Genomic DNA, 20,228 nt, shown 5'->3' with positions numbered 1-20,228 from the left:
CCGATGGACAGCGGGACGCCTGCGGGCGTCCCATTCCATTGACAAGGATATCTGCAATCAACCATCAAGGAGACGCGCAGTGCACAGACATCCATCATGGGGCATCCCGCTGGCGGCGATGCTCTGTATCATCGCCCTTGCCGCCGAGGCCCCGGCCTTCGAGCAGGGGGACTACACCACCCCGGACAGCTGGTCGCGGCAGGTTTCGCCGGGGCAGATGCAGGAGAGCGCCACCGGCATCGGCCTGGGCGGCACCAAGGTCTACACCACCCTTACGTCCCGGTACCGGCTCAGGTTCAACGATTTCGGCAGCAACCACCTGGGTAACGACCAGGACTTCTACCAGTACCTGCGGGTACGCACCGACTCCGCGAAATTGGGCAGCGGCACCGTCTCCCTCTCCGCCTACGCCCGGTTCGCCGCCGACGTCAACGGCGACAAGGGCAAGTACGAAGGGAACAGAAACGGCGACCTGTACTACTATTACCGCGATGCTTTGGATACGCAGCTCAAACATGACGAATGGGCGCCGCGCTTCTATGTGGGCACCGCCACCTTCGACGGGGTGGTGAAGAACACCAAAGCAACCGTGGGACGGCTCACCACCAGCCACCTGAACGACTTTGTGCTGGACGGCGGCGACGTGGGGGTCAAACTGGGGGACAAGGCCACCGCCTACGTCTACGGCGGCAAACCGGTGAGCTTCTACTACCACACGGGACACGACCTGCTCGCGGGTGGCGGCGCCACCTACCAGCTTGCGCCGCACACCAGATTCGCCGGGGAATACACCCGCCTGAGCACCAAAGGCGTGGATACCGACTACGGCAAGATGCGCATCGACCAGACCTTTGCGGGCGGCAGCGCCTCTTTGGGGAGCACCGTTATGAACGGCGCCGTCGGCCTCAATGGGGAAATGGGCTATGAAGTGGCGGCCACCGGCACCATTCTCACCGCCACATACCACGGCATGCTCAACGACGTCGGCACCGCCAGCTATGTGGTCAACCCGCTGACCGACGTGGTCGGGGTGGAAAGCCGCTACAACAAATACGAACTGGGCGCCCACCAGGCGTTTCTCAACCACTTCGTCCTGGGCATCCGTTTTCAGGAGCGCATCGTCACCGGCCCTGAGAACTTCGGCAACCGCAGCTACGAGCGGATCGGCGGCACCTTCGACATCTCCGGCCTGCCCCACAAGGACACCTACATCTCCTTCAGCGCCGACTACTGGGGGGTCAGGCGCACCCCCATCTCCAACTCTAACGACAGCATCCAGTACGGCGTCCAGGTGGGGCAGAAACTCACCAAAGCGGTTGACATCTGGGCCGGCACCTCCTACAACCGCTACGACTACGACCAGAACCTCAACCTGAGCCTCAGCCCCGACTACAGCACCGGCTACAACTACTACGCCAAGAAAATGGACTGGTCGCGCAACTACTATATCGGCGCCCAGTACCGGCCCACGAAGATGATCAGCCTCTCCGCCGACGTCAACCTGGAGCACGGCAGCTTCTACAACGATCTGAACAACGGCCTGAACACGAACTACACCACGGAACTGTGGGCGAACATCATCTTCTAGGGAGAGGTACAACCATGAACATCAAGACAACGGCACTGAGCCTGGCGACGGCCGCACTACTGCTGTGCGTCGCCCTTGCCGCATATGCCGTGGAATCGAACAAACCTGCCAGCCACGACGCCACCTGGCTGCACAACCACGGCGCCGCGAGCAAGGTGAAGCTGGCCGAATGCCTGGAATGCCACACGGACCGGGTGTCGTGCATCCAATGTCACCAGGAGGTGCAGCCGCGCAACCACACGGGTGCCTGGGCGAGGAAGGGTCATGGCCTGGAGGCCCGCTGGGACCGGAGCAGTTGCCTTGCCTGCCACAAGGAGGACAGCTGCATCGAATGCCATCAGAACACGCCGCCGGCGAGCCATCGCAGCGGCTGGAGTTCCGGCCACTGCACCCAGTGCCACAAACCGGTTCAGGAGAGCACCTGCTTCGTCTGTCACAAGACCACGCCGCACAATTAGTTGCAGCGGCCGTTATTCTAACCTGAAAGGAAGGTCGGTTATGTTTGGTTTCGGTGTGCCCGAGCTGCTGATTATCGGGGCAATCCTGATGTTGATATTTGGTGTGGGAAAGCTGCCGGAACTGGGCAGTTCGTTCGGCAAGGCGATCAGCAATTTCCGAAAAGCCGCCGACGGCAGAGATCAGATCGAGATCAACCCCAAGGCGGAGAGCTGACAGCCGGGCAAGACATCGGTTTTCCGCATCCGCTGCCGTACGCAGGGGAGGGGCCGCGCCCCTCGTTCTGTGTGGTGAGAAGCCCGTGGAGTTCCCCTCCTTCCTCCATGGGCTTCTTTCTGTCATCGGGCGGCATCTGGCAGGGGAGCCCGCATGCCGCCAATCCGCTACGCACGACCATACAGAAGAGATTGCAACGTCTGTCGGCAGATCTATGGGACGATCCTGTAACCATGACAACTCATGATGAAATCAGAGGCCTGCGCCGACAGGATACATGCCGTTTCGTGGAAGCGCCCTTTCCGGAATGTTATTGCTACGCCATATCGAGCAAAACAATTTCCAACATAGTAACCTTCTGCGGCGATGATTTCGAGTCCTGCTCCATATATAGCCAAAGGATCGCCTGTGCCTGCTGTGCCGGAACATCGTCGGATACAACGGGATGATTATGTTTGGCATGGTACGCACGGCAGGGCGCCAGCCCACGAAACCATGCATCAGAACCTGCCAATCCGGCATTTATGGAACCGGAAGGAAAAGGCTTATGAATCGGGTTCCCTTTCCCGCCGCTGTCGAAAAAACACCCTCCGCACTAATTATGCCTTGTCGATAAGATTCGGTTGGCCGCCACAGATAACGCCCCTTGAGTCCCCTGAATTCAGGAAAGTTATGATGAATCCGTTACGGCAACGCTTCTCCTGCGGCAGTGGCCGAAAAGTATGCGTTCATTCCGGCCCCCGGTTTGGGGGAAGGCGGAGAGCATATATTCTGTGAGATATCTTTCGTATCTGCGGATGTGCTTAATGTCTTGTTGCGGCACTGGATGATATTTGCTACTCTATAGCATTTGTTGAAAGGGGACGGTGTACGATGAAATTCACCAAAATGCAGGGCGCCGGCAATGATTACGTCTATGTGAACTGCTTCGAGGAGACGGTTGCCGACCCCCGGCAGACGGCCATACAGGTTGCCAACCGCAACTTCGGCATCGGCTCGGACGGGCTCATCCTGATCATGCCCTCGGACAAGGCCGACGTGCGCATGCGGATGTTCAATTCCGACGGCTCCGAGTCCGAGATGTGCGGCAACGGCATCCGCTGCGTGGCAAAATACGCCTACGACCATGGCATCGTTGCGAAAACCGAGATCACCGCCGAAACCGGGGCCGGCATCCTGACCCTGCAACTGGTGCCGGGCGACGACGGCACGATAGCCAAGGTCCGCGTCAACATGGGTCCGCCGCGGCTGACCAGGGGCGAGATCCCCATGACCGGCGATGCCGCCGCCCGGGTGATCGCTGAGCCGCTCACGGTCCTCGACCGCACCTTTTCGATCACCTGCGCCTCCATGGGCAACCCCCACTGCGTGATCTTCGTGGACGATGTGGAGAACTTCCCGGTTTCCACCTATGGGCCGCTGATCGAGAACCACGAACTGTTCCCGCGCCGCACCAATGTGGAGTTCGTCCAGATTTTCTCGCGCACCGAGGTCCGCCAGCGGACCTGGGAGCGGGGCGCCGGCGAAACCCTGGCCTGCGGCACCGGCTCCAGCGCCGTGACCGCGGCATGCGTGTTGAACGGCCTGACCGAGAAAAAGATCCTCAACCACCTTTCGGGGGGCGACCTGGAGATGGAGTGGGCCGAGGACGGCACCATCTACATGACCGGCCCGGCGGTCGAGGTGTTCAGCGGCGAGATCAAACTGTAGAACGTCCCGCAAAGCCCCCGCTCCCCCGGCTTGACCGGAGGGGAAGGTGATATACACTTATGCCACGTGCTCTTACCATCATAAATGCCCTGCTTGGGGTCGTCATTATCGCCCTGTTGGCGGCCATCACCGCCGACAGCCTGGGGAGGCGGCTCACCTCCGCCTTTGTGCCCAGAGGCGCGGGGGGGGGCAAACCGGCCCCCGTGGCCGCACCGCTCCCCAGGATCGAGGATCTGGGGTTCTATGCCCCGATCCTGGGGAGCGGCCTGTTCGGCAAGGCGACCCAGGGGCAACTCACTCCCATCGTGAACGCCCCCGCTACGGCCCAGGCTGCTGCACCCGCCACCGCGCCGGCCGAGCTGATGCTGCTCGGCACGGCGGTCGGCTCGTTCCGCGAGACCTTTGCCCTGGTGCGCAACACCGCCAAACAGGAAGAGCGGGTCTTCCGCCTGGGAGACATGGTCTTCGACGCAGGGCGGCTGGCGGAGGTCCGCAAGGAGCGTGCCTTCATCGTGGTGGGCGGCAAGAAGGTGGAGCTTTTGACCCCCATGACCCCTCCCGCGGCGGCTCCGGCCTCGTCGGGCGCTCCCCAGGGAGGCGGCGCGGTCGCCAACATCGGCGGCGGCAACTTCGTCATCGACCAGCGGGCGCTCAACGCCGCCCTGGACAACCCGGCCCAGGCCATGAGCGACGCCCGCCTGCTGCCGAGCCAGAAGGACGGCAAGGTGGAGGGGTTCCGGGCCTCGGAGGTGAAACCCAACGGCCTGTTCGCCCTGGTGGGCGTGAAGAACGGGGACGTGCTCCTGCGGCTCAACGACTTCCCCATGGATTCGCCGGACAAGGCGCTGCAGTCGTTCATCGCCCTCAAGGGGCAGAGCAAGCTCAAGCTCGACCTGATCCGCGACGGCCAGCCGACGACATTCAACTACGACATACGGTGAACGGCCCCGCCCCGAACGGGAACGGGCTTTTGCCGATCCTCAACGACCGCTGTTACGAAACAACGTGGAGGCACGCTTGAAACAGTACCTGATGCGCACATTCTGCGCCCTGCTCCTGGCAGGGGTGTTATACGCCTCGCCGGCATTGGCGACCGCCCGGGGGGTGGTGTTGAACTTCAACGAGGTGGACATCTCCACCATGGTGAAGTTCATCAGCGACCTGACCGGGAAGAACTTCGTGATGGACGACCGGGTCAAGGGTAAGATTTCGGTCTACTCCCCCACGAAGCTCTCCATCGACGAGGCCTACAACGTCTTCACCTCGGTCCTGGAACTGAAGGGCTTCACCGTGGTGCAGAGCGGCAAGGTCTTGAAGATCGTCCCCTCGGCCAGCGTCAAGACCTCCGGCTTCCCCCTGCTGCCGTCGGGCAAACGGCCGCCGGTGAACGACAGCTACATCGCCCAGGTGATCAAGCTGGAGAACATCTCGGCCCAGGAGGCGCTTCCCTTCCTGCAGCCGCTGGTGTCCAAGGACGGCAGCATCTCGGCCTTCGGCTCCAGCAACCTGCTGGTGCTGGATGCGGCCATCAACCTGCGCAAGATCCAGGATATCCTGCAGATCATCGACACGGCCAAGACCCGTGAGGGGATCGAGATCATCTACCTGAAGAACGCTTCGGCCGAGAGCGCCGCCAAGACCATCCAGCAATGGCTGTCCGGCAGCGAGAGCAAGGCTGGCGGGCAGCCGGGCGCGGCCGCAGCCGCGGCCTCCGGCGGCCAGACGAGCGTGCTGGCCGACCAGCGGCTGAACGCGCTGTTGGTCTTCGGCAGCGACAGCATCAAGCAGGCGGTGCGGGAGATGGTGGCCAAGCTGGACGTGGCGTCCCCCGAGGCCAGCAACAAGGTCAACGTCTACTACCTGGAGAATACCGACGCCACGGAGATGGCCAAGGTGCTGGACGGAGTCATCAAGGGAATGAGCGCCACCGCCACGGCCGGCGCAGGCACCGGGCAGACCGGTGCGGCTGCGCCCCAGACGTCCCCCTTCGACAGCGGCAAGGTCACCATCACCGCGGACAAGGCCTCCAACTCCCTGGTGATCATGGCCTCGCCCACCGACTACAACAACCTGGTCCAGGTGATCAAGAAACTGGACCGCCGCAGCAAGCAGGTCTTCGTCCAGGTGCTGATCGCCGAGGTTTCGCTCTCCAAGTCGCGGGAAGTGGGCATGCAACTCGGCACCCTGGGGGTGAGCACCATCAGCAGGTATTTCGGCGTCGCCGGCTACTACGACCCCTTCGGCGTCCTCTCCACCATCGAAAGCGCCACGTCGTCGATTTCATCCACCAGCGGACTGTCCAACTTATCCACGCCGGCGAACATCGGAGCCGTGCTCAAGGCCCTGGACGGCAACGGCCTGGTGAACGTCCTCTCCACCCCGAACATCCTCACCTCGGACAACAAGGAGGCGGAGATCGTGGTGGGGCAGAACGTCCCGTTCCAGGGCTCGTCCACGGTTTCCTCCGGGGTCACGACCACCTCCGTGGAGCGCAAGGACGTGGGCATCACCCTCAAGATCAAACCCCAGATCAGCGAGGGTGACTACATCCGCATGGACCTCTCCCAAGAGATCTCGGCCATCGGCTCCACGGTCACGGTGGGGAGCGGCACCACGGACCGCATCACCACCAAGCGCTCGGCCAAGACCAACGTCGTGGTCAAGGACAACGAGATGATCGTGATCGGCGGCCTGATCCAGGATCAGGATGACATATCGGAGAGCAAGGTCCCGTTCCTGGGGGACATTCCGGGCTTGGGGTGGCTGTTCAAGACCAAGACCAAAAGCAAGACCAAGACCAACCTGATGATCCTGTTGACCCCCCATATCGTCAAGGACAACGCCGATCTGGCCGCGGTCTCCGACAGCCAGCGCAGCAAATTCGGCGATGCGGCGAAGAAGGTGGAGCCGGTGGACGTGCAGAAGGAGATCGGCGGCAAATGAGTCCGAGCCCGCTTGCGGAAGAGTTGTCGGCCACCGCCCAGCGCCTGGGCCTCGCCAGCCAGGCCGAGATCGCGGTGGCCGAGGTGGACCCGGTCCTGTTGGGGCGGGTGTCGCTCACCTTTGCCCGGGCCCACGCCATCCTCCCCCTGCGTGAGCAGGAAGGGCGGGTGCGGGTAGCCATCTCCGGCCCGGCGGCGCTTCTAGCCCTGGACGAACTCAGGCTGCTGTTCGGCAAACCGGTGGAAGCCATCCTGGTGCCGGAGACCACCCTGGGAGACGCCATCAACCACATCTACGGCAGCCTCTCCGGCACCGCCCAGGAAGTGCTCCAGGAGTTGGAGGGAGAAGACCTCTCCACGGTGGCCACCGCCCTCAACGACCCCCAGGACCTCCTGGACCTTGCCGACGAAGCCCCGGTCATCCGGCTTCTGAACTCCATCCTCTCGGAAGCGGTCAAGGAACGGGTCAGCGACATCCACATCGAACCCTATGAGCGCGACCTGGTGGTACGCTTCCGCATCGACGGCATCCTCTACGAGAAACTGACCCCGCCCAAGATCATCCAGGACGCCCTGGTCTCCCGGGTCAAGATCATGGCCGGGCTCAACATCGCCGAAAAGCGCCTGCCCCAGGACGGGCGCATCCGGGTCATCGTCGCCGGCCGGGACGTGGACATCCGCGTCTCCATCATCCCCACCTTCTACGGGGAACGGGCCGTCCTGCGTCTCCTGGACAAGAAAAAAGGGGTCCTCTCCCTGGAGGACATAGGTTTAGGCGACGCCGGGGTGCGCACCATGGAACGGGTCCTTGCCCGCACCAGCGGCATCGTCCTGGTCACCGGCCCCACCGGCAGCGGCAAATCCACCACCCTCTACGCCGCCCTGAACCGGCTCAACACCAGCGAAAAGAACATCATCACCATCGAAGACCCCATCGAATACCAGATCAAAGGCATCGGCCAGATCCAGGTCAACGCCAAGATCGACCTCACCTTTGCCGCCGGGCTGCGCTCCATCCTGCGCCAGGACCCGGACATCATCATGGTCGGCGAGATCCGCGACGCCGAAACCGCCGAGATCGCCATCCAGGCCAGCCTCACCGGCCACCTGGTGCTCTCCACCCTGCACACCAACGACGCCCCCACCGCCGTAACCCGCCTGGTGGACATGGGCATCGAACCCTTCATGATCGCCTCATCCCTCACCGCGGTCATGGCCCAGCGCCTGGTGCGGGTGATCTGCCCCCACTGCCGGGAGGAATACCGTCCCGCGGAACAGTACGCCGGCATCACCCTGCCGGAGAAGCTCTACCGTGGGCGCGGCTGCGACAAATGCTTCGGCCTGGGCACCATGGGGCGCAGCGCCATCTACGAAATCATGCCGGTGGACCAGGAGATCTGCTCCATGATCATCAAACGCGCCCATGCCGGCCAGATCAAGGAGTACGCCGTGGCCCACGGCATGAAGACCCTGCGGGACGACGGCCTGGCCCGTGCCGCCGCCGGCCTCACCACCATCGAAGAGGTCCTGCGCGTCACCCAGGAAGACTATGCCGACGTACCGGTATAAGGCATACACCGGCGCCGGGGCCACCGTCTCCGGCACCCTGGAGGCCGAATCCGAACGCCAGGCCCTGGCCCAGCTCAAAGGCAAAGGGCTCCTGCCCCGGGAGGTCGGCGAAGAAACGGCCGGGAACGGCGCACAGCGCGCCTTCTCCTTCAAACGGGGCATCACCACCGCCGAACTCTCCCTCTTCACCCGGCGCCTGGCCACCCTCACGGCCTCCTCGGTCCCCCTGTTCGAAGCCATGGGCTCGCTGTACGAACAGGAGGAGAACGGCCAGCTCAAACAGATCCTGGCGCGGGTGCGGGACCGGATCGCCGAAGGCGCCGCCCTGTCCCGCGCCCTGGCGGCCGAACCGAAGACCTTCAGCGAAAGCTTCGTCAGCATGGTGGCTGCCGGGGAGGCCAGCGGCGCCCTGGACGCCGTCCTGGACCGCCTGGCCGACTTCCTGGAAGAACAGGAACAGGTAAAGAGCCGGGTGGTATCCGCCCTGGCCTACCCGATCCTCATGGTCCTGGTGGGGGGCGGGGTCATGCTCTTCCTGTTGACCGTGGTCATCCCCAAGATCGTGGTCATCTTCGAGGAGAGCAAGGCCGCCCTGCCGCTCATCACGGTGATCCTCATCAAACTGTCCCACTTCCTGCGGGGATGGTGGTGGATCCCCGCCGGCCTGGCCATCGGCTCGGTGCCGCTCTACCGCTCGGCCATGCAGCGCGACAACCTGCGCCTGAAACGTGACCAACTGCTGCTCAGACTGCCAGTGGCCGGCGGCATGGTGCAGCAGCTGCTCCTGTCGCGCTTTGCGCGGGTGCTGGGGCTGTTGCTCTCCAGCGGGGTGCCGATCATCCGCGCCCTGGAGATCACCTCCGAGGTGCTGGTCAACCGGGTCTACCGCGGCTTCCTCCGGGAAGTGATGGAAGAGGTCTCCCAGGGGGGCAGCCTGTCGGGGAGCCTGAAGAAGAGCCGGCTCTTCCCCCCCATGCTGGTGCACCTGGCGGGAGTGGGGGAACGGGGCGGCACCCTGGAGGAGATGCTGCTCAAGGCGGGTACCGCCTACGAGCGGGAGTTCGGCACGCGTCTGACCCGGCTCATGGGTCTCATGGAACCGCTGTTGGTCCTGGGCATGGGCCTGGCGGTGGGCGTGGTGGTCATGGCCGTCCTTCTCCCCATCTTCGAGATGAACCAGTTGATCAAGTAAGGAGGGCCCCATGGACTTCACCAAGATGCTGCACAAATTCACGGTCGTCCCGTCGCTGACCGACGAGTTGGTGGCGCTCCAGCGGGTGGCCTACAACTTCTGGTGGTGCTGGGAGCCGGACGCCATCAACCTCTTCCGCCGCCTGGACACCGAACTGTGGGAAGCCACCCGCCACAACCCGGTGGAGATGCTGGGCATCCTCCAGCAGACCACCCTGGAGAGCCTGAAGAGCGACGAAGGGTTCATGGCCCACCTCACCATGGTGGACGAGAAACTTTCCGACTACCTGGCGGAGAAGACCTGGTTCCAGAAGACCGGCAACGGCAGCTCCCAGATGAAGGCCGCCTATTTTTCCATGGAGTTCGGCCTGCACGAATCGCTGCCGATTTATTCCGGCGGCCTGGGCATCCTGGCCGGCGACCACCTCAAATCGGCCTCGGACCTGGGGCTCCCCCTGGTGGGGGTGGGGCTGCTCTACCGCCAGGGGTATTTCCGGCAGTATCTCAACAACGAAGGGTGGCAGCAGGAGTACTACCCGGAGAACGATTTCTACAATCTCCCCCTGACCCTGGAGCGGGACGGAAAGGGCATCCCGCTCAGCGTGGAGCTGGAGTTCGGCCCCCGCCGGTTCAAGGTGCACGTCTGGCGGGTGCAGGTCGGCCGGGTGCCGCTCTACCTGCTGGACACCAACCTGGAGGAGAACAGCCCCGAAGACCGCCTGATCACCGCCCAACTCTACGGCGGCGACCAGGAGATGCGCATCCTGCAGGAGATCCTGCTGGGGATCGGCGGCATCCGCGCCCTGCGCGCCTTGGGGATCATCCCCAACGTGTGCCACATGAACGAGGGGCATGCCGCGTTCCTGGCCCTGGAGCGGATCCGTCTTCTGATGGAAAAGCGGGGCGTCGGCTTCAACGAGGCCCGGGAGATCGTCAGCGCCGGCAACGTCTTCACCACCCATACCCCGGTGGAGGCGGGCATCGACCATTTCCCCGCCGAACTGCTGGAGCGCTACTTCGGCAAATACTACCGCTCCCTCGGCCTGGGGCGCGACGAATTCCTCGGCCTGGGGCGCCAGAACCCGAAAAATTCCCAGGAAACCTTCTGCATGGCGGTGCTGGCCCTCAAGCTGGCCGGCCACGCCAACGGCGTCAGCGAACTGCACGGCGAGGTTTCGCGCAAGATGTGGAAGAACACCTGGCCGGAACTGCCCGAGGAGCAGCTGCCGCTCACCTCCATCACCAACGGCGTCCACACCCGCACCTGGATGTCCAACCACATGGCCAGCCTGCTGGTACGTTACCTGGGCACCCGCTGGCTGGACGACCCGACGGACCACAACGTGTGGCGCCGCATCTCCCGGATCCCGGACGCCGAACTGTGGCGCACCCGCCAGAGCTGCCGCGAGAAGCTGGTGGATTTTGCCCGCAAGCGGCTCAAGGAACAGTTGATCAAGGTGGGGGCCACGGTCAAGGAGATCGCCACGGCCGAGGAGGTCCTGGACCCGGAGGTGCTGACCATCGGGTTTGCCCGCCGTTTTGCCACCTACAAGCGCGGCACGCTCTTGATGCGCGATTTGGACCGCCTGGCGCGCATCCTCAACAATGCGGAGATGCCGGTGCAGATCATTTTTGCCGGCAAGGCCCATCCCCAGGACCAGGAGGGGAAGGAACTGATCCGCCAGATCAACCAGGTCTCGGACCTGGAGCGTTTCCGCCACCGGATCGTCTTCATCGAGGACTACGACATGGCGGTGGCCCGCCATCTGGTGCAGGGGGTGGACGTGTGGCTCAACACCCCGCGGCGCCCCCTGGAGGCCAGCGGCACCAGCGGCATGAAGGTGGCCTTCAACGGCGGCCTCAACATGAGCATCCTGGACGGCTGGTGGTGCGAGGGGTACCAGGGGAACAACGGCTGGGCCATCGGCAAGGGAGAGGTCTACGAGGATACGGAGTACCAGAATCAGGTGGAGAGCCGGGCCATCTACGATCTGCTGGAAAAGGAGATCGTACCCCATTTTTACGACCGGGGCAGCGACGGCATCCCCCGCTCCTGGGTCGCCACCATGAAGGCCTCCATGCAGAGCCTCTGCCCGGTATTTTCCACCGACCGCATGGTACAGGAGTACGCCAACCGCTCCTATACCCCTTCCTACCGCCAGTGGAAACAACTGGTGGACGACAACCTGGCCCTGGCCCTGGATCTGGCCCGCTGGAAGGAGCGCACCTTCAAGGGCTGGCCGCAGGTACGCATCGAAGAGGTCTCGGCCCAGATCGCCGACGCCGTGGCGGTGGGGAGCCTCGTGCCGGTCTCGGCCAGGGTCTTCCTGGGGGAGATCCCGGTGGAGGAGGTGGCCGTGGAGGGATACTTCGGCGTGCTGGACTCCACCGGAAACATCCAGGGGGGGAAACGGTTCCCCTGGAGAGCGTGACGCCGGCCGGCAACGGCCTTTACCAGTTCGACGGCACCATCGAATGCCGCTTTTGCGGCCGGCACGGCTTCATGTTGCGGGTCATGCCGCGGCACAAGGTGCTGGGAAATGTGTACGAACCGGGCTTTCTGCTCTGGGGATGACGGGCGGCCCCTGCCCGGCTTCTTGATCAACAACGTCATTTAGGAACGACATGGACTATCTGGTACTACAGGTTGAATCACAGCGCGTGTTGGCGGCCCGCTTCGGAGTAGGGGGCACGTCGCTCTCCTTTTCGGGAGCGGCCGAGTTCGAGCTAACCGAGGAACAACCGCTCTCCGCCGTTGCCGGCCGGATCGCCGCCGGCAGCAGCGGCGGGCCGCGCGTCGTGCTCTGCCTTTCGCCCTCCCTGTTCGCCCAGCGGACGGTGGAACTCCCCCTGGACAACCTGCGCAAGGTGCGGGAGGTCCTGCCGGGACAGCTGCAGGGTGAGATCGCCCTGCCGGTGGAAGAGGCGGTCTTCGACGCCCTGCCGCTGGGCGAGGGGCGCTACCTGGCCCTGTGGGCGCGCAAGAGCGACATCGGCCACGTCATCGCCACCTTCCGGGAGGCCGGCTGCGAACCGCAGGTGGTCACCGCCGCCCCCTTCGCCTGGAACTTCCTGCCGGAATGCCCCGCCGACGCCGCCATCAGCGACGGCAGCGCCCTCACGGTCGTGGGTCACGACCGGGTCACCTTCGCCCGGGCTCTGGCCGGCGAGCCGCGCCCCGGCATCACCGCCACCCTGGCGGCCCTGGAACTGGCGGGGAACCTCCCCCCCCGGCTCATCCTCTTCGGCGAACTGGCGGCCGGACTTGCCCCGGACGACTTTCCGCTCCCCACGCAGCGGCTGGCCATGCCCGACCCCCTGGCCCCCCTGTTCAAAACCGACCAGGCCTTCCAGCAACTGGCCGGACTGTTGGCCGTGGCCCGGGCCTGCCAGGCCGGCGTCCTGCCCGACTTCCGCCGGCAGGACCTGGCCTGGACCGCCGGCGACGCCGCCCTGCGGAAGAAACTGATCGTCACCGCCGCTCTGGCCGCCGTGGCAATCCTCCTCCTCTTCGTCTCCCAGGGGCTCCAGTACCGGGCGGCCAAGGCCGACCTGACCTCCCTGAACACCTCCATCGCCGCCATCTACCGGGAGATCTTCCCCACCCGTCCCAAGGCCGTGGACGAAGTGGCCGAAGTCAAGGCGGAGATCAAAAAGATGGTCGGCGGCCCGCAGGAGGGGGGCGCCGCCATCGACGTCCTCAAGAAACTGGCCGAGGCCAAAGGGGCCACCATCAACGGCCTCTACGAAGCCGAACTCGAAGCGGGCAACCTGCGGGTCAAGGGCGATGCCCGCTCGGCCCAGGCCGCCAACGACTTCAAAGCCGCCCTGGCGCCGCTCATGGCCACCGTGGAACTCGGCGAGGTCAAAAGCCGTCCCGACGGCTCGGTCACCTTCACCCTGGCCGGCACGCTCAAGGAGGCCAGGAAATGACGAACCTGCTGACGCAACTCCAGGACCTGTGGCGCGACCTGGACCGCCGCACCCGGCTCACGGTCGGCTACTGCCTGATCGCCCTGTTGGCACTCTTCCTCCTCTGGTCGGCCCTGGCCGGCCGCACCGCCGCCCTGGAACAGAAACGCCACGCCCGGGAGGCGGTGCTTAAGGAACTGCTGCCGCTCAAGGCGCTCTACCGCACGGCCAAACAGACCTCCGACCAACTGGCCGGGCGCATGGCCTCGGTACGTCCCGACGACACCGTCGCCAAGGTCATCGACGAGATCGGCATCAAGGGCAAAGGGGTCAAGATCGCCCCGGTCAAGGGAGAAGAGCGGGGCGGCCTGCTGGAGGACGCCGCCGACGTGAAGATCGACGGCCTGACGGCCAACGAAGCCATCAACCTCATCTACCGCCTGGAAAAGGGTGGGCGCCCGGTCCTGGTGAAAAAGGCCAACCTGCGGGTCCGCTTCGACGACCCCTCCCGGCTCGACCTGTCCCTGATCGTCGCCCTCCTGAAACCAGCCCCCGGACAGCGCAAATGATGCCCCGGCACCGCCTGCTGCGGGTGGGAAGCCTCGCGGCGGCGGGCGTTGCCCTCTTCCTGGCCTGCACCTACCTCTTCCTCCCCACGCAACGGGTGAACGAACTGCTCGGCCGCCTGCTGGCCGACCAGGGGCTGAGCCTTGCCCCCCAAGCGCACAAGAGCCTGCTCCCCGGCCTGGCATGGCGCCAGCCGGTCCTCTCCTCCGACCAGGGGCCGCTCCTGCGCTTCGATCGGCTCGGGGTCCGGCTCCGGCTGCTGCCGCTGGTGACGGGACAGGCCGTGGTCGGCGCCACCGGGACCGTGGGAAAGGGGCACCTGGACCTGGGATACGGCATCACCGGCACGGACGCCCTGGAGCTTGCCGCCGCCGGCATCCAGCTCTCGGACATCCCCTTCTTCAAGACCGCCCTGGGCGCCACGGCCGGGGGCACCCTGTGGAGCGAAGGGCGGCTTACCCGCACGAAGGGGCGGCTGTCCGGCGACCTGAAGCTGGAGTTGAAACAATTGTCCTTCACCGGGGTGAAGCTGGGGGCCTTCCCACTGCCCGACGCCGCCAACCTGCGCTGCCAGGGGATGGTGCGGGTCACGTCCGGCCGGGCGCGGCTGGAGAGCTTCACCCTGCAGGGTGAGGGCCTCTACATGCGGCTGTCGGGTGACCTGCCCGATGGCGCCAGTGCCGCGACGCAGCCGCTCAACCTGACGTTGGAGATCATGCCCAAGCCGGAGTTCCTGGACAAACAGAAACTGGTGTTCCTGCTTCTGGCCAAGTTCGCCGCCTCCCCCGGCGTGTACAAGGTGCCCATCAAGGGCACACTGCTCAAACCGGTGATTTTGTAGCACGAACAAAACGCTTCTGCCGCAGAGACACAGAGAACGTCAAAGGCGGAAAATGGATAACGCTCTTAAATCAGTGGTTGAATTTTTATGACGTTATTCTGTTTAGGGTTTTCTCCGTGTCTCTGTGTCTCCGTGGCAGATGTTGATTTTGGTTTCAATCGGACGGTGAAAGCGACATGCGAATCGGACTGATGGGGGGCACCTTCAACCCGGTGCACCTTGCCCATCTTCACATAGCCGAAGAGGCGCGGGAGGCCTGCGCCCTGGACCGGGTGATCTTTATCCCGGCCGGCGATCCCCCCCACAAGCCGCTGGCCGGAGAGGTCTCCTTTGCCCGGCGCAGCCGCATGGTCACGCTGGCCATCAGCGGCAATCCCCTTTTCGAACTGTCGCTGGTGGAGGGGGAACGGGCCGGGAAATCCTACTCCATCGACACGATCCGCGCTTTCCGGGAGCGCTTTCCCCGGGACGAACTCTACTTCATCATCGGCAGCGATTCGTTTCTGGAGATCGGGCAGTGGCACCGTTTCCGGGAGATCTTCGCCGCCTGCAACCTGATCGTGGTGGAACGGCCGGGCAAGCGCATCAGCAACCCGGCGGAAGCCCTTCCTGTTGCCATACGGGCAGAGTTCAGCTATACTTCCGCCGCACGCAGGCTGGACCACCATGCCGGCACCAGCGTCCAATTCCTTTCCGGCTGCCCGCTGGACATCTCGTCCAGCGAAATCCGCGAACTGGCCGCCGCGGGACGTTCCATCGCCGGCCTGGTGCCGCCGCAGGTGGCGGCCTACATTACAGAACAGGGGATCTACAACACATGCCGGTAAAGAAAACGACAGCAGCAGAGAAACCGGTGCTTTCCTCCCAGGAACGGGCATTGAAATGCGCCGAGCTGGCCTTTGACAAGAAGGCCTTCGACATCCGGGCCCTGGAAATCTCGAAGGTCTCCTCCATCGCCGACTACCTGGTGATCATCTCCGGCAACTCGGACAAGCAGAACCAGGCCATTGCCGACGGGATCCGCACCGGTTTGAAGAAATACGGCAAGGTGCTGGATATCGAGGGAGAGGCCGAAGGGAAGTGGATCGTCATAGATTACGGCGACGTGATCGTGCATATCTTCAGCGATCAACTCCGCCACCACTACAAGCTGGACGAGCTCTGGCACCTGGCGCCGGAAATGGACCTGCCGGAGCAGATCAGAAGCGCCCGCAAGGAAGACGATTTTTGACAGGTTGTTGAAAAACAGCCATCTCGCTGCCGTCCTTGCAGGCCCTTTCGTGCGGCGTAGCGCCCGGCCTTCGCAGCCAAAGCTGCTTCGGCGGAGTAGGCCTGCTGCGGTTACGACGATCTGACTATTTTTGAACAACCTGGGGTTTTAACAGTTTGTTAGGCTGACGGAACCCTGAATACGTGACACCTTCAGGGGAGCGGTAGAGGCAATGAAACTCCGTGTCGTATGGGTGGGAAAGAGCAAGGAAGAGTGGGTCAAGGAGGCGCTGGCCGACTATGCCGGGCGCATCCGCCGCTACTGCCCGCTGGAGTTGTGCGAGGTCCGTGACGAAAAGGGCGCCGGGGCCGAAGAGATGCGCCGCCGCGAGTGCGAGCGGCTGGAGAAGCAGATCCCGCCCGGCGCCACCCTGGTGCTTTTGGACGAGCGGGGCGGGCAGATGGATTCCCCCGGCTTGGCCGCCTTCGTCGGGGCGCAGCGGGACGGGGGGACCGGCGAGTTGGTCTTTGCCGTGGGCGGAGCCTACGGCTTTTCCGAAGAGTTCCGCAGCCGGGGGCGGCTGCTCTCGCTGTCGAAGATGACCTTTACGCACCAGATGGTGCGGGTGTTTTTGCTGGAACAGCTCTACCGGGCGTTCAGCATACTGAATAACGAACCATACCATCATTGAGGAGTGCCGGACAGCATTTAACCTAAATTCTGCCACAGAGACGCAGAGACACAGAGAAGATCAAGAGTAAGGCAAAAAAATAACAATAATTCCTGATAATGGTTTTACTACCGAAAAATGGTTTTAGCTTTTCTCTGTGGTCCTCTGTGTCTCCGTGTCTCTGTGGCAGGTTTTGATTTGCCGTTTTTAGATTCAAATGCCGAGTGTGCTGCTCCGCAACCTTCACCATGCCGCCGGTCCGTCATCCTGAATGCATCGTGGCATGATAAACGAGACTACCGTGGACGTTTCCCGAATCCGGGCATACCTGTACTTGGCGCTGTTTACCCCGCTGACCTTTCTCTTTGCCGCCAGTGCGCTTCTCGGCACGCTGCTGGACGGCAGCGGCCGGGTCTACGCCGTCCACGCCCGGCTCTGGGCGCGGCTGGCCCTGGCCATGGCCGGCGTCAGGGTCACGGTGAGCGGCAGCGAGCACCTTCCGGCCGGGCCGGTCATCTTCATGAGCAACCACCAGAGCAATTTCGACATCCTGGCGCTTCTGGCGGCCATGCCGCGCCAGATCTACTGGATCGCCAAGAAGGAGCTCTTCGATATCCCGGTATTCGGCCCCTCCATGCGGCGCGGCGGCTACATCCCCCTGGACCGGGGCGACGGCCGCAAGGCGCTGAAGAGCATGGACAATGCCGCGGCGATCATCAGGGCAGGCAAGAGCGTGGTCATGTTCCCCGAGGGGACCCGTTCCCTGACCCGGGAACTCCTGCCGTTTAAGCGCGGCGGCTTCATCCTGGCGCGCAAGGCCGGGGTGCCGGTGGTCCCGGTCACCATCAACGGCAGCGGCCGGATCAATCCCGCCGGCCTGATCAGGCTCTCGCGGGGGAATATCACCATCGTGCTGCACCCGCCGCTGGTGCTGCCGCCGGACATTTCAAAAAGTGACGCCGAGGCGGTGCTGCTGGAGCGGACCCGTTCCACCATCGTTTCGGCCCTGGAGCATTGAATGGACATCGGTTATCAGTATCTCGCGCTCGTCGTTGCCGGTCTCGCCGCCGTCATCTGGGGTTTGCCCGCGGCCCATCGCCTGCAAAAGCCGTACGACATCGCCGCTGCGCTGGCGGTCCTGGCCGGCGTCATCCTGACGGCGCTCGGCATCCTGCTGACCATAATCCCCACATTTTTCAGGTGAACAATGGACGAACGAATCAAGAAAACCGCCGTCAATGCCGTCATCATCGTGGTGCTTACCCTGCTGTTGTTCCTCGCCGGGACCTGGTGGCGGCTGGAGACCCAGTTCCGGGCGGGTGAGGCGGCCTTCGGCAAGGGCGATTTCACCGGGGCGCTGGCGGGATACGAATCGGCCATCCATATGTATATCCCCTCCCATCCGACCATCGCGAAAGCGGCCCAAAGGCTCTGGCAACTGGGGGAAATCGCGGAGCGGCAGGGGGACGTCAACCGCGCCCTGATCGCCTACCGCGCCCTGCGGAGCGCCTTCTACGCCGACCGCTGGCTGACGCAGCCCGGCGCGGACTGGATCGAACGCTGTGATCAAAAAATCGCCATGCTGGTGCCGTTGCAGCGGGAACGGTAGCTTCGCGCGCGGCCCATTCGCGGTGCGGGACCCACCGGCCCGTTGCGGCAGAAAGAAACGTTTATGGATACCACGGAATCAAATAGCGCACTTCACATCATCCCCCTGGGGGGCTGGGCGAGATCGGCCTGAACATGATGGCCTACCAGCATGGCGACGATATCATCATCGCCGACTGCGGCCTCATGTTCCCCGAGCCGGAGATGCTCGGCATCGACTACGTCATCCCCGACATCGCCTGGCTGCGGGAACGCAGCGAGTTTGTCCGCGCCATCTGCCTGACCCACGGCCACGAGGACCACATCGGCGCGCTCCCCTTCGTGTTGCAGGAGCTGAACGTGCCGGTGTACGGCACGGCCCTGACCCTCGGCTTCGTCAACGAAAAGCTCAAGGAGTACAAGCTGGACGGCGAGGTCCAACTGGTCACGGTCAAGCCCCGGGATACCGTGGAGCTGGGCTGCTTCCGGGTGGAATTCCTGCGGGTGGCCCACTCCGTCGTGGACGGCTGCGCCCTGGCCATCACGACGCCCGAAGGGGTGGTGATCCACACCGGCGACTTCAAGATCGACCAGACTCCGGTGGACGGTGAGCTGACCGACCTGGCCCGGCTCTCGTACTACGGAGACCGGGGGGTGCTGGCCCTGCTTGCCGATTCCACCAACGTGGAGCGCGAGGGGTACACCATCTCCGAGAAGTACGTGGGCGAGGCCTTTGCCGACATCTTCCCGAAATGCAAAGGGCGCATCATCGTGGCGGCCTTTTCCAGCAACATCCATCGGGTGCAGCAGGTGGCCGACGTGGCCATCGCCTGCGGCCGCAAGATCCTCCTGAACGGCCGCTCCATGATCGCCAACGTGCGCATCGCCCGCGAGCTGGGCTACCTGAACATCCCCGACGACATGCTCCTGGACCTGCGCGAGCTGGCCTACCTGCCGCCCGAACAGGTGTGCATGGTCACCACCGGCAGCCAGGGGGAGCCCATGTCGGCCTTGACCCGCATCGCCCTGGACGACCACAAGCAGATCAAGCTGGAGCGGGGCGACACGGTCATCCTCTCCTCGCGCTTCATCCCGGGCAACGAGCGGACCATCTCGGAGCTGATCAACCACCTGTACCGCCGTGGGGCCGAGGTCTACCACGAGAAGGTTTCCGAGGTCCACGTGTCGGGCCACGCCAGCCAGGAAGAGCTCAAGCTGATGATGAACGTGGTCCGGCCGCGTTTCTTCGTGCCGGTGCACGGCGAATACCGTCACCTGGTCAAGCATATCCAACTGGCCCAGAAGGTCGGCATCCCCGAGGAACGCTGCATCCTGGCCGTCAACGGCGACGTGGTCTCCTTTTACGCCGATACGGCGGCCATCACCGAAAAAGTGGAGTCGGGGCGGGTCTTTGTGGACGGCAAGGGGGTCGGCGACGTGGGGAGCGTGGTGCTCAAGGACCGCAAGCACCTCTCCGAGGACGGCATGGTGGTGGTGATCATCGGCCTGAACCAGTCCAGCGGCGCGCTGATCCACGGGCCGGATATCGTCTCCCGGGGGTTCGTGTTCGAGGACGAGAGCCAGGAGTACCTGGAGACCGCCCGCGGCATCGTGGTCGATGCCCTGGACGAGCTGAACGACGAGATGCGCCGCGATACGGAGGCGGTCAAGACCGCCGTGCGCCAGGCGTTGCGGCGGTTCTTCAAGAAGACCATTGAGCGCAGGCCGGTGATATTGCCGGTGATTATGGAGATGTAGCGCTCTCCACA

Annotated in this window: 18 protein-coding genes and 1 pseudogene; all 19 read left to right on the top strand. The window is 63.9% G+C overall.

Features of this window, described 5'->3' with window-relative positions; all coding sequences use genetic code 11:
• Nucleotides 1-79 precede the first annotated feature (79 nt).
• The 19 genes and pseudogenes from FO488_RS17935 to FO488_RS17845 all read left to right on the top strand — a co-directional run bounded on the left by FO488_RS17935 (nt 80) and on the right by FO488_RS17845 (nt 20,217).
• Complete coding sequence (locus FO488_RS17935; RefSeq protein WP_149211811.1) at nt 80-1,588, top strand: hypothetical protein; 1,509 nt, start codon at nt 80-82, stop codon at nt 1,586-1,588.
• 14 nt (nt 1,589-1,602) lie between these two features.
• Nucleotides 1,603-2,046: a hypothetical protein gene (locus FO488_RS17930; RefSeq protein WP_149211810.1), complete on the top strand. Its 444-nt coding sequence runs from the start codon at nt 1,603-1,605 to the stop codon at nt 2,044-2,046.
• Between the two features lie 40 nt (nt 2,047-2,086).
• The gene (locus FO488_RS17925; protein WP_149211809.1) at nt 2,087-2,260 is read left to right on the top strand and encodes a twin-arginine translocase TatA/TatE family subunit; all 174 of its coding nucleotides are present in this window, start codon (nt 2,087-2,089) and stop codon (nt 2,258-2,260) included.
• Nucleotides 2,261-3,133: 873 nt separating this feature from the next.
• Nucleotides 3,134-3,970, top strand: a complete 837-nt coding sequence (dapF, locus tag FO488_RS17920; RefSeq protein ID WP_149211808.1) for a diaminopimelate epimerase — start codon at nt 3,134-3,136, stop codon at nt 3,968-3,970.
• A 59-nt stretch (nt 3,971-4,029) separates the two neighbouring features.
• Complete coding sequence (locus FO488_RS17915) at nt 4,030-4,911, top strand: type II secretion system protein N (protein WP_149211807.1); 882 nt, start codon at nt 4,030-4,032, stop codon at nt 4,909-4,911.
• Between the two features lie 91 nt (nt 4,912-5,002).
• Nucleotides 5,003-6,913, top strand: a complete 1,911-nt coding sequence (gene gspD, locus FO488_RS17910; RefSeq protein WP_149212245.1) for a type II secretion system secretin GspD — start codon at nt 5,003-5,005, stop codon at nt 6,911-6,913.
• Nucleotides 6,910-8,481 (top strand): type II secretion system ATPase GspE, encoded by a 1,572-nt coding sequence (gene gspE / locus FO488_RS17905; RefSeq protein WP_168206096.1) that lies wholly within the window; start codon nt 6,910-6,912, stop codon nt 8,479-8,481. Before gspD ends, gspE begins: the two co-directional genes overlap by 4 nt.
• Complete coding sequence (gene gspF, locus FO488_RS17900; RefSeq protein ID WP_149211806.1) at nt 8,462-9,673, top strand: type II secretion system inner membrane protein GspF; 1,212 nt, start codon at nt 8,462-8,464, stop codon at nt 9,671-9,673. The genes gspE and gspF overlap by 20 nt, the downstream gene beginning before the upstream one ends.
• Nucleotides 9,674-9,683: 10 nt before the next feature.
• Nucleotides 9,684-12,247: pseudogene (locus FO488_RS17895) on the top strand (glycosyltransferase family 1 protein).
• Nucleotides 12,248-12,297: 50 nt separating this feature from the next.
• Nucleotides 12,298-13,605, top strand: a complete 1,308-nt coding sequence (gene gspL / locus FO488_RS17890; protein WP_149211805.1) for a type II secretion system protein GspL — start codon at nt 12,298-12,300, stop codon at nt 13,603-13,605.
• Nucleotides 13,602-14,153 carry a general secretion pathway protein GspM gene (locus FO488_RS17885; RefSeq protein ID WP_149211804.1) on the top strand — a complete coding sequence of 184 codons (552 nt, stop codon included), beginning with the start codon at nt 13,602-13,604 and terminating at the stop codon, nt 14,151-14,153. Before gspL ends, FO488_RS17885 begins: the two co-directional genes overlap by 4 nt.
• Nucleotides 14,150-14,992: a type II secretion system protein GspN gene (gene gspN / locus FO488_RS17880; RefSeq protein ID WP_149211803.1), complete on the top strand. Its 843-nt coding sequence runs from the start codon at nt 14,150-14,152 to the stop codon at nt 14,990-14,992. The genes FO488_RS17885 and gspN overlap by 4 nt, the downstream gene beginning before the upstream one ends.
• A 176-nt stretch (nt 14,993-15,168) precedes the next feature.
• Nucleotides 15,169-15,819, top strand: a complete 651-nt coding sequence (gene nadD, locus FO488_RS17875; protein ID WP_149211802.1) for a nicotinate-nucleotide adenylyltransferase — start codon at nt 15,169-15,171, stop codon at nt 15,817-15,819.
• Nucleotides 15,810-16,223 (top strand): ribosome silencing factor, encoded by a 414-nt coding sequence (gene rsfS / locus FO488_RS17870; RefSeq protein ID WP_149211801.1) that lies wholly within the window; start codon nt 15,810-15,812, stop codon nt 16,221-16,223. Before nadD ends, rsfS begins: the two co-directional genes overlap by 10 nt.
• A gap of 211 nt (nt 16,224-16,434) precedes the next feature.
• Entirely contained in the window at nt 16,435-16,893 is a 459-nt protein-coding gene (locus FO488_RS17865) for a 23S rRNA (pseudouridine(1915)-N(3))-methyltransferase RlmH (RefSeq protein ID WP_149211800.1), read from the top strand.
• Nucleotides 16,894-17,173: 280 nt separating this feature from the next.
• A complete protein-coding gene (locus FO488_RS17860) occupies nt 17,174-17,890 on the top strand; it encodes a lysophospholipid acyltransferase family protein (RefSeq protein ID WP_240732045.1) in 717 nt (238 codons plus the stop codon).
• On the top strand, nt 17,891-18,076 hold the full coding sequence (locus tag FO488_RS17855; protein ID WP_149211798.1) for a hypothetical protein: 186 nt from the start codon (nt 17,891-17,893) through the stop codon (nt 18,074-18,076).
• Nucleotides 18,077-18,079: 3 nt separating this feature from the next.
• Complete coding sequence (locus tag FO488_RS17850; RefSeq protein ID WP_149211797.1) at nt 18,080-18,481, top strand: tol-pal system YbgF family protein; 402 nt, start codon at nt 18,080-18,082, stop codon at nt 18,479-18,481.
• Between the two features lie 134 nt (nt 18,482-18,615).
• Entirely contained in the window at nt 18,616-20,217 is a 1,602-nt protein-coding gene (locus tag FO488_RS17845; protein ID WP_168206095.1) for a ribonuclease J, read from the top strand.
• Nucleotides 20,218-20,228 lie beyond the last annotated feature (11 nt).

Origin of the sequence: Geobacter sp. FeAm09, from assembly GCF_008330225.1 — a bacterium.
Lineage (GTDB): Bacteria > Desulfobacterota > Desulfuromonadia > Geobacterales > Pseudopelobacteraceae > Oryzomonas.
Note: the sequence above shows the minus strand (reverse complement) of the source record. Positions and strands in the feature narration are given on the sequence as shown.

Coding starts and splice junctions, on each gene's coding strand:
- FO488_RS17865 (WP_149211800.1), top strand. CDS start 16,435: ATGAAACTCCGTGTCGTATGGGTGGGAAAGAGCAAGGAAGAGTGGGTC.
- FO488_RS17915 (WP_149211807.1), top strand. CDS start 4,030: ATGCCACGTGCTCTTACCATCATAAATGCCCTGCTTGGGGTCGTCATT.
- rsfS (WP_149211801.1), top strand. CDS start 15,810: ATGCCGGTAAAGAAAACGACAGCAGCAGAGAAACCGGTGCTTTCCTCC.
- gspN (WP_149211803.1), top strand. CDS start 14,150: ATGATGCCCCGGCACCGCCTGCTGCGGGTGGGAAGCCTCGCGGCGGCG.
- nadD (WP_149211802.1), top strand. CDS start 15,169: ATGCGAATCGGACTGATGGGGGGCACCTTCAACCCGGTGCACCTTGCC.
- dapF (WP_149211808.1), top strand. CDS start 3,134: ATGAAATTCACCAAAATGCAGGGCGCCGGCAATGATTACGTCTATGTG.
- FO488_RS17855 (WP_149211798.1), top strand. CDS start 17,891: ATGGACATCGGTTATCAGTATCTCGCGCTCGTCGTTGCCGGTCTCGCC.
- FO488_RS17930 (WP_149211810.1), top strand. CDS start 1,603: ATGAACATCAAGACAACGGCACTGAGCCTGGCGACGGCCGCACTACTG.
- FO488_RS17845 (WP_168206095.1), top strand. CDS start 18,616: ATGATGGCCTACCAGCATGGCGACGATATCATCATCGCCGACTGCGGC.
- FO488_RS17925 (WP_149211809.1), top strand. CDS start 2,087: ATGTTTGGTTTCGGTGTGCCCGAGCTGCTGATTATCGGGGCAATCCTG.
- FO488_RS17850 (WP_149211797.1), top strand. CDS start 18,080: ATGGACGAACGAATCAAGAAAACCGCCGTCAATGCCGTCATCATCGTG.
- gspL (WP_149211805.1), top strand. CDS start 12,298: ATGGACTATCTGGTACTACAGGTTGAATCACAGCGCGTGTTGGCGGCC.
- gspE (WP_168206096.1), top strand. CDS start 6,910: ATGAGTCCGAGCCCGCTTGCGGAAGAGTTGTCGGCCACCGCCCAGCGC.
- FO488_RS17885 (WP_149211804.1), top strand. CDS start 13,602: ATGACGAACCTGCTGACGCAACTCCAGGACCTGTGGCGCGACCTGGAC.
- gspF (WP_149211806.1), top strand. CDS start 8,462: ATGCCGACGTACCGGTATAAGGCATACACCGGCGCCGGGGCCACCGTC.
- gspD (WP_149212245.1), top strand. CDS start 5,003: ATGCGCACATTCTGCGCCCTGCTCCTGGCAGGGGTGTTATACGCCTCG.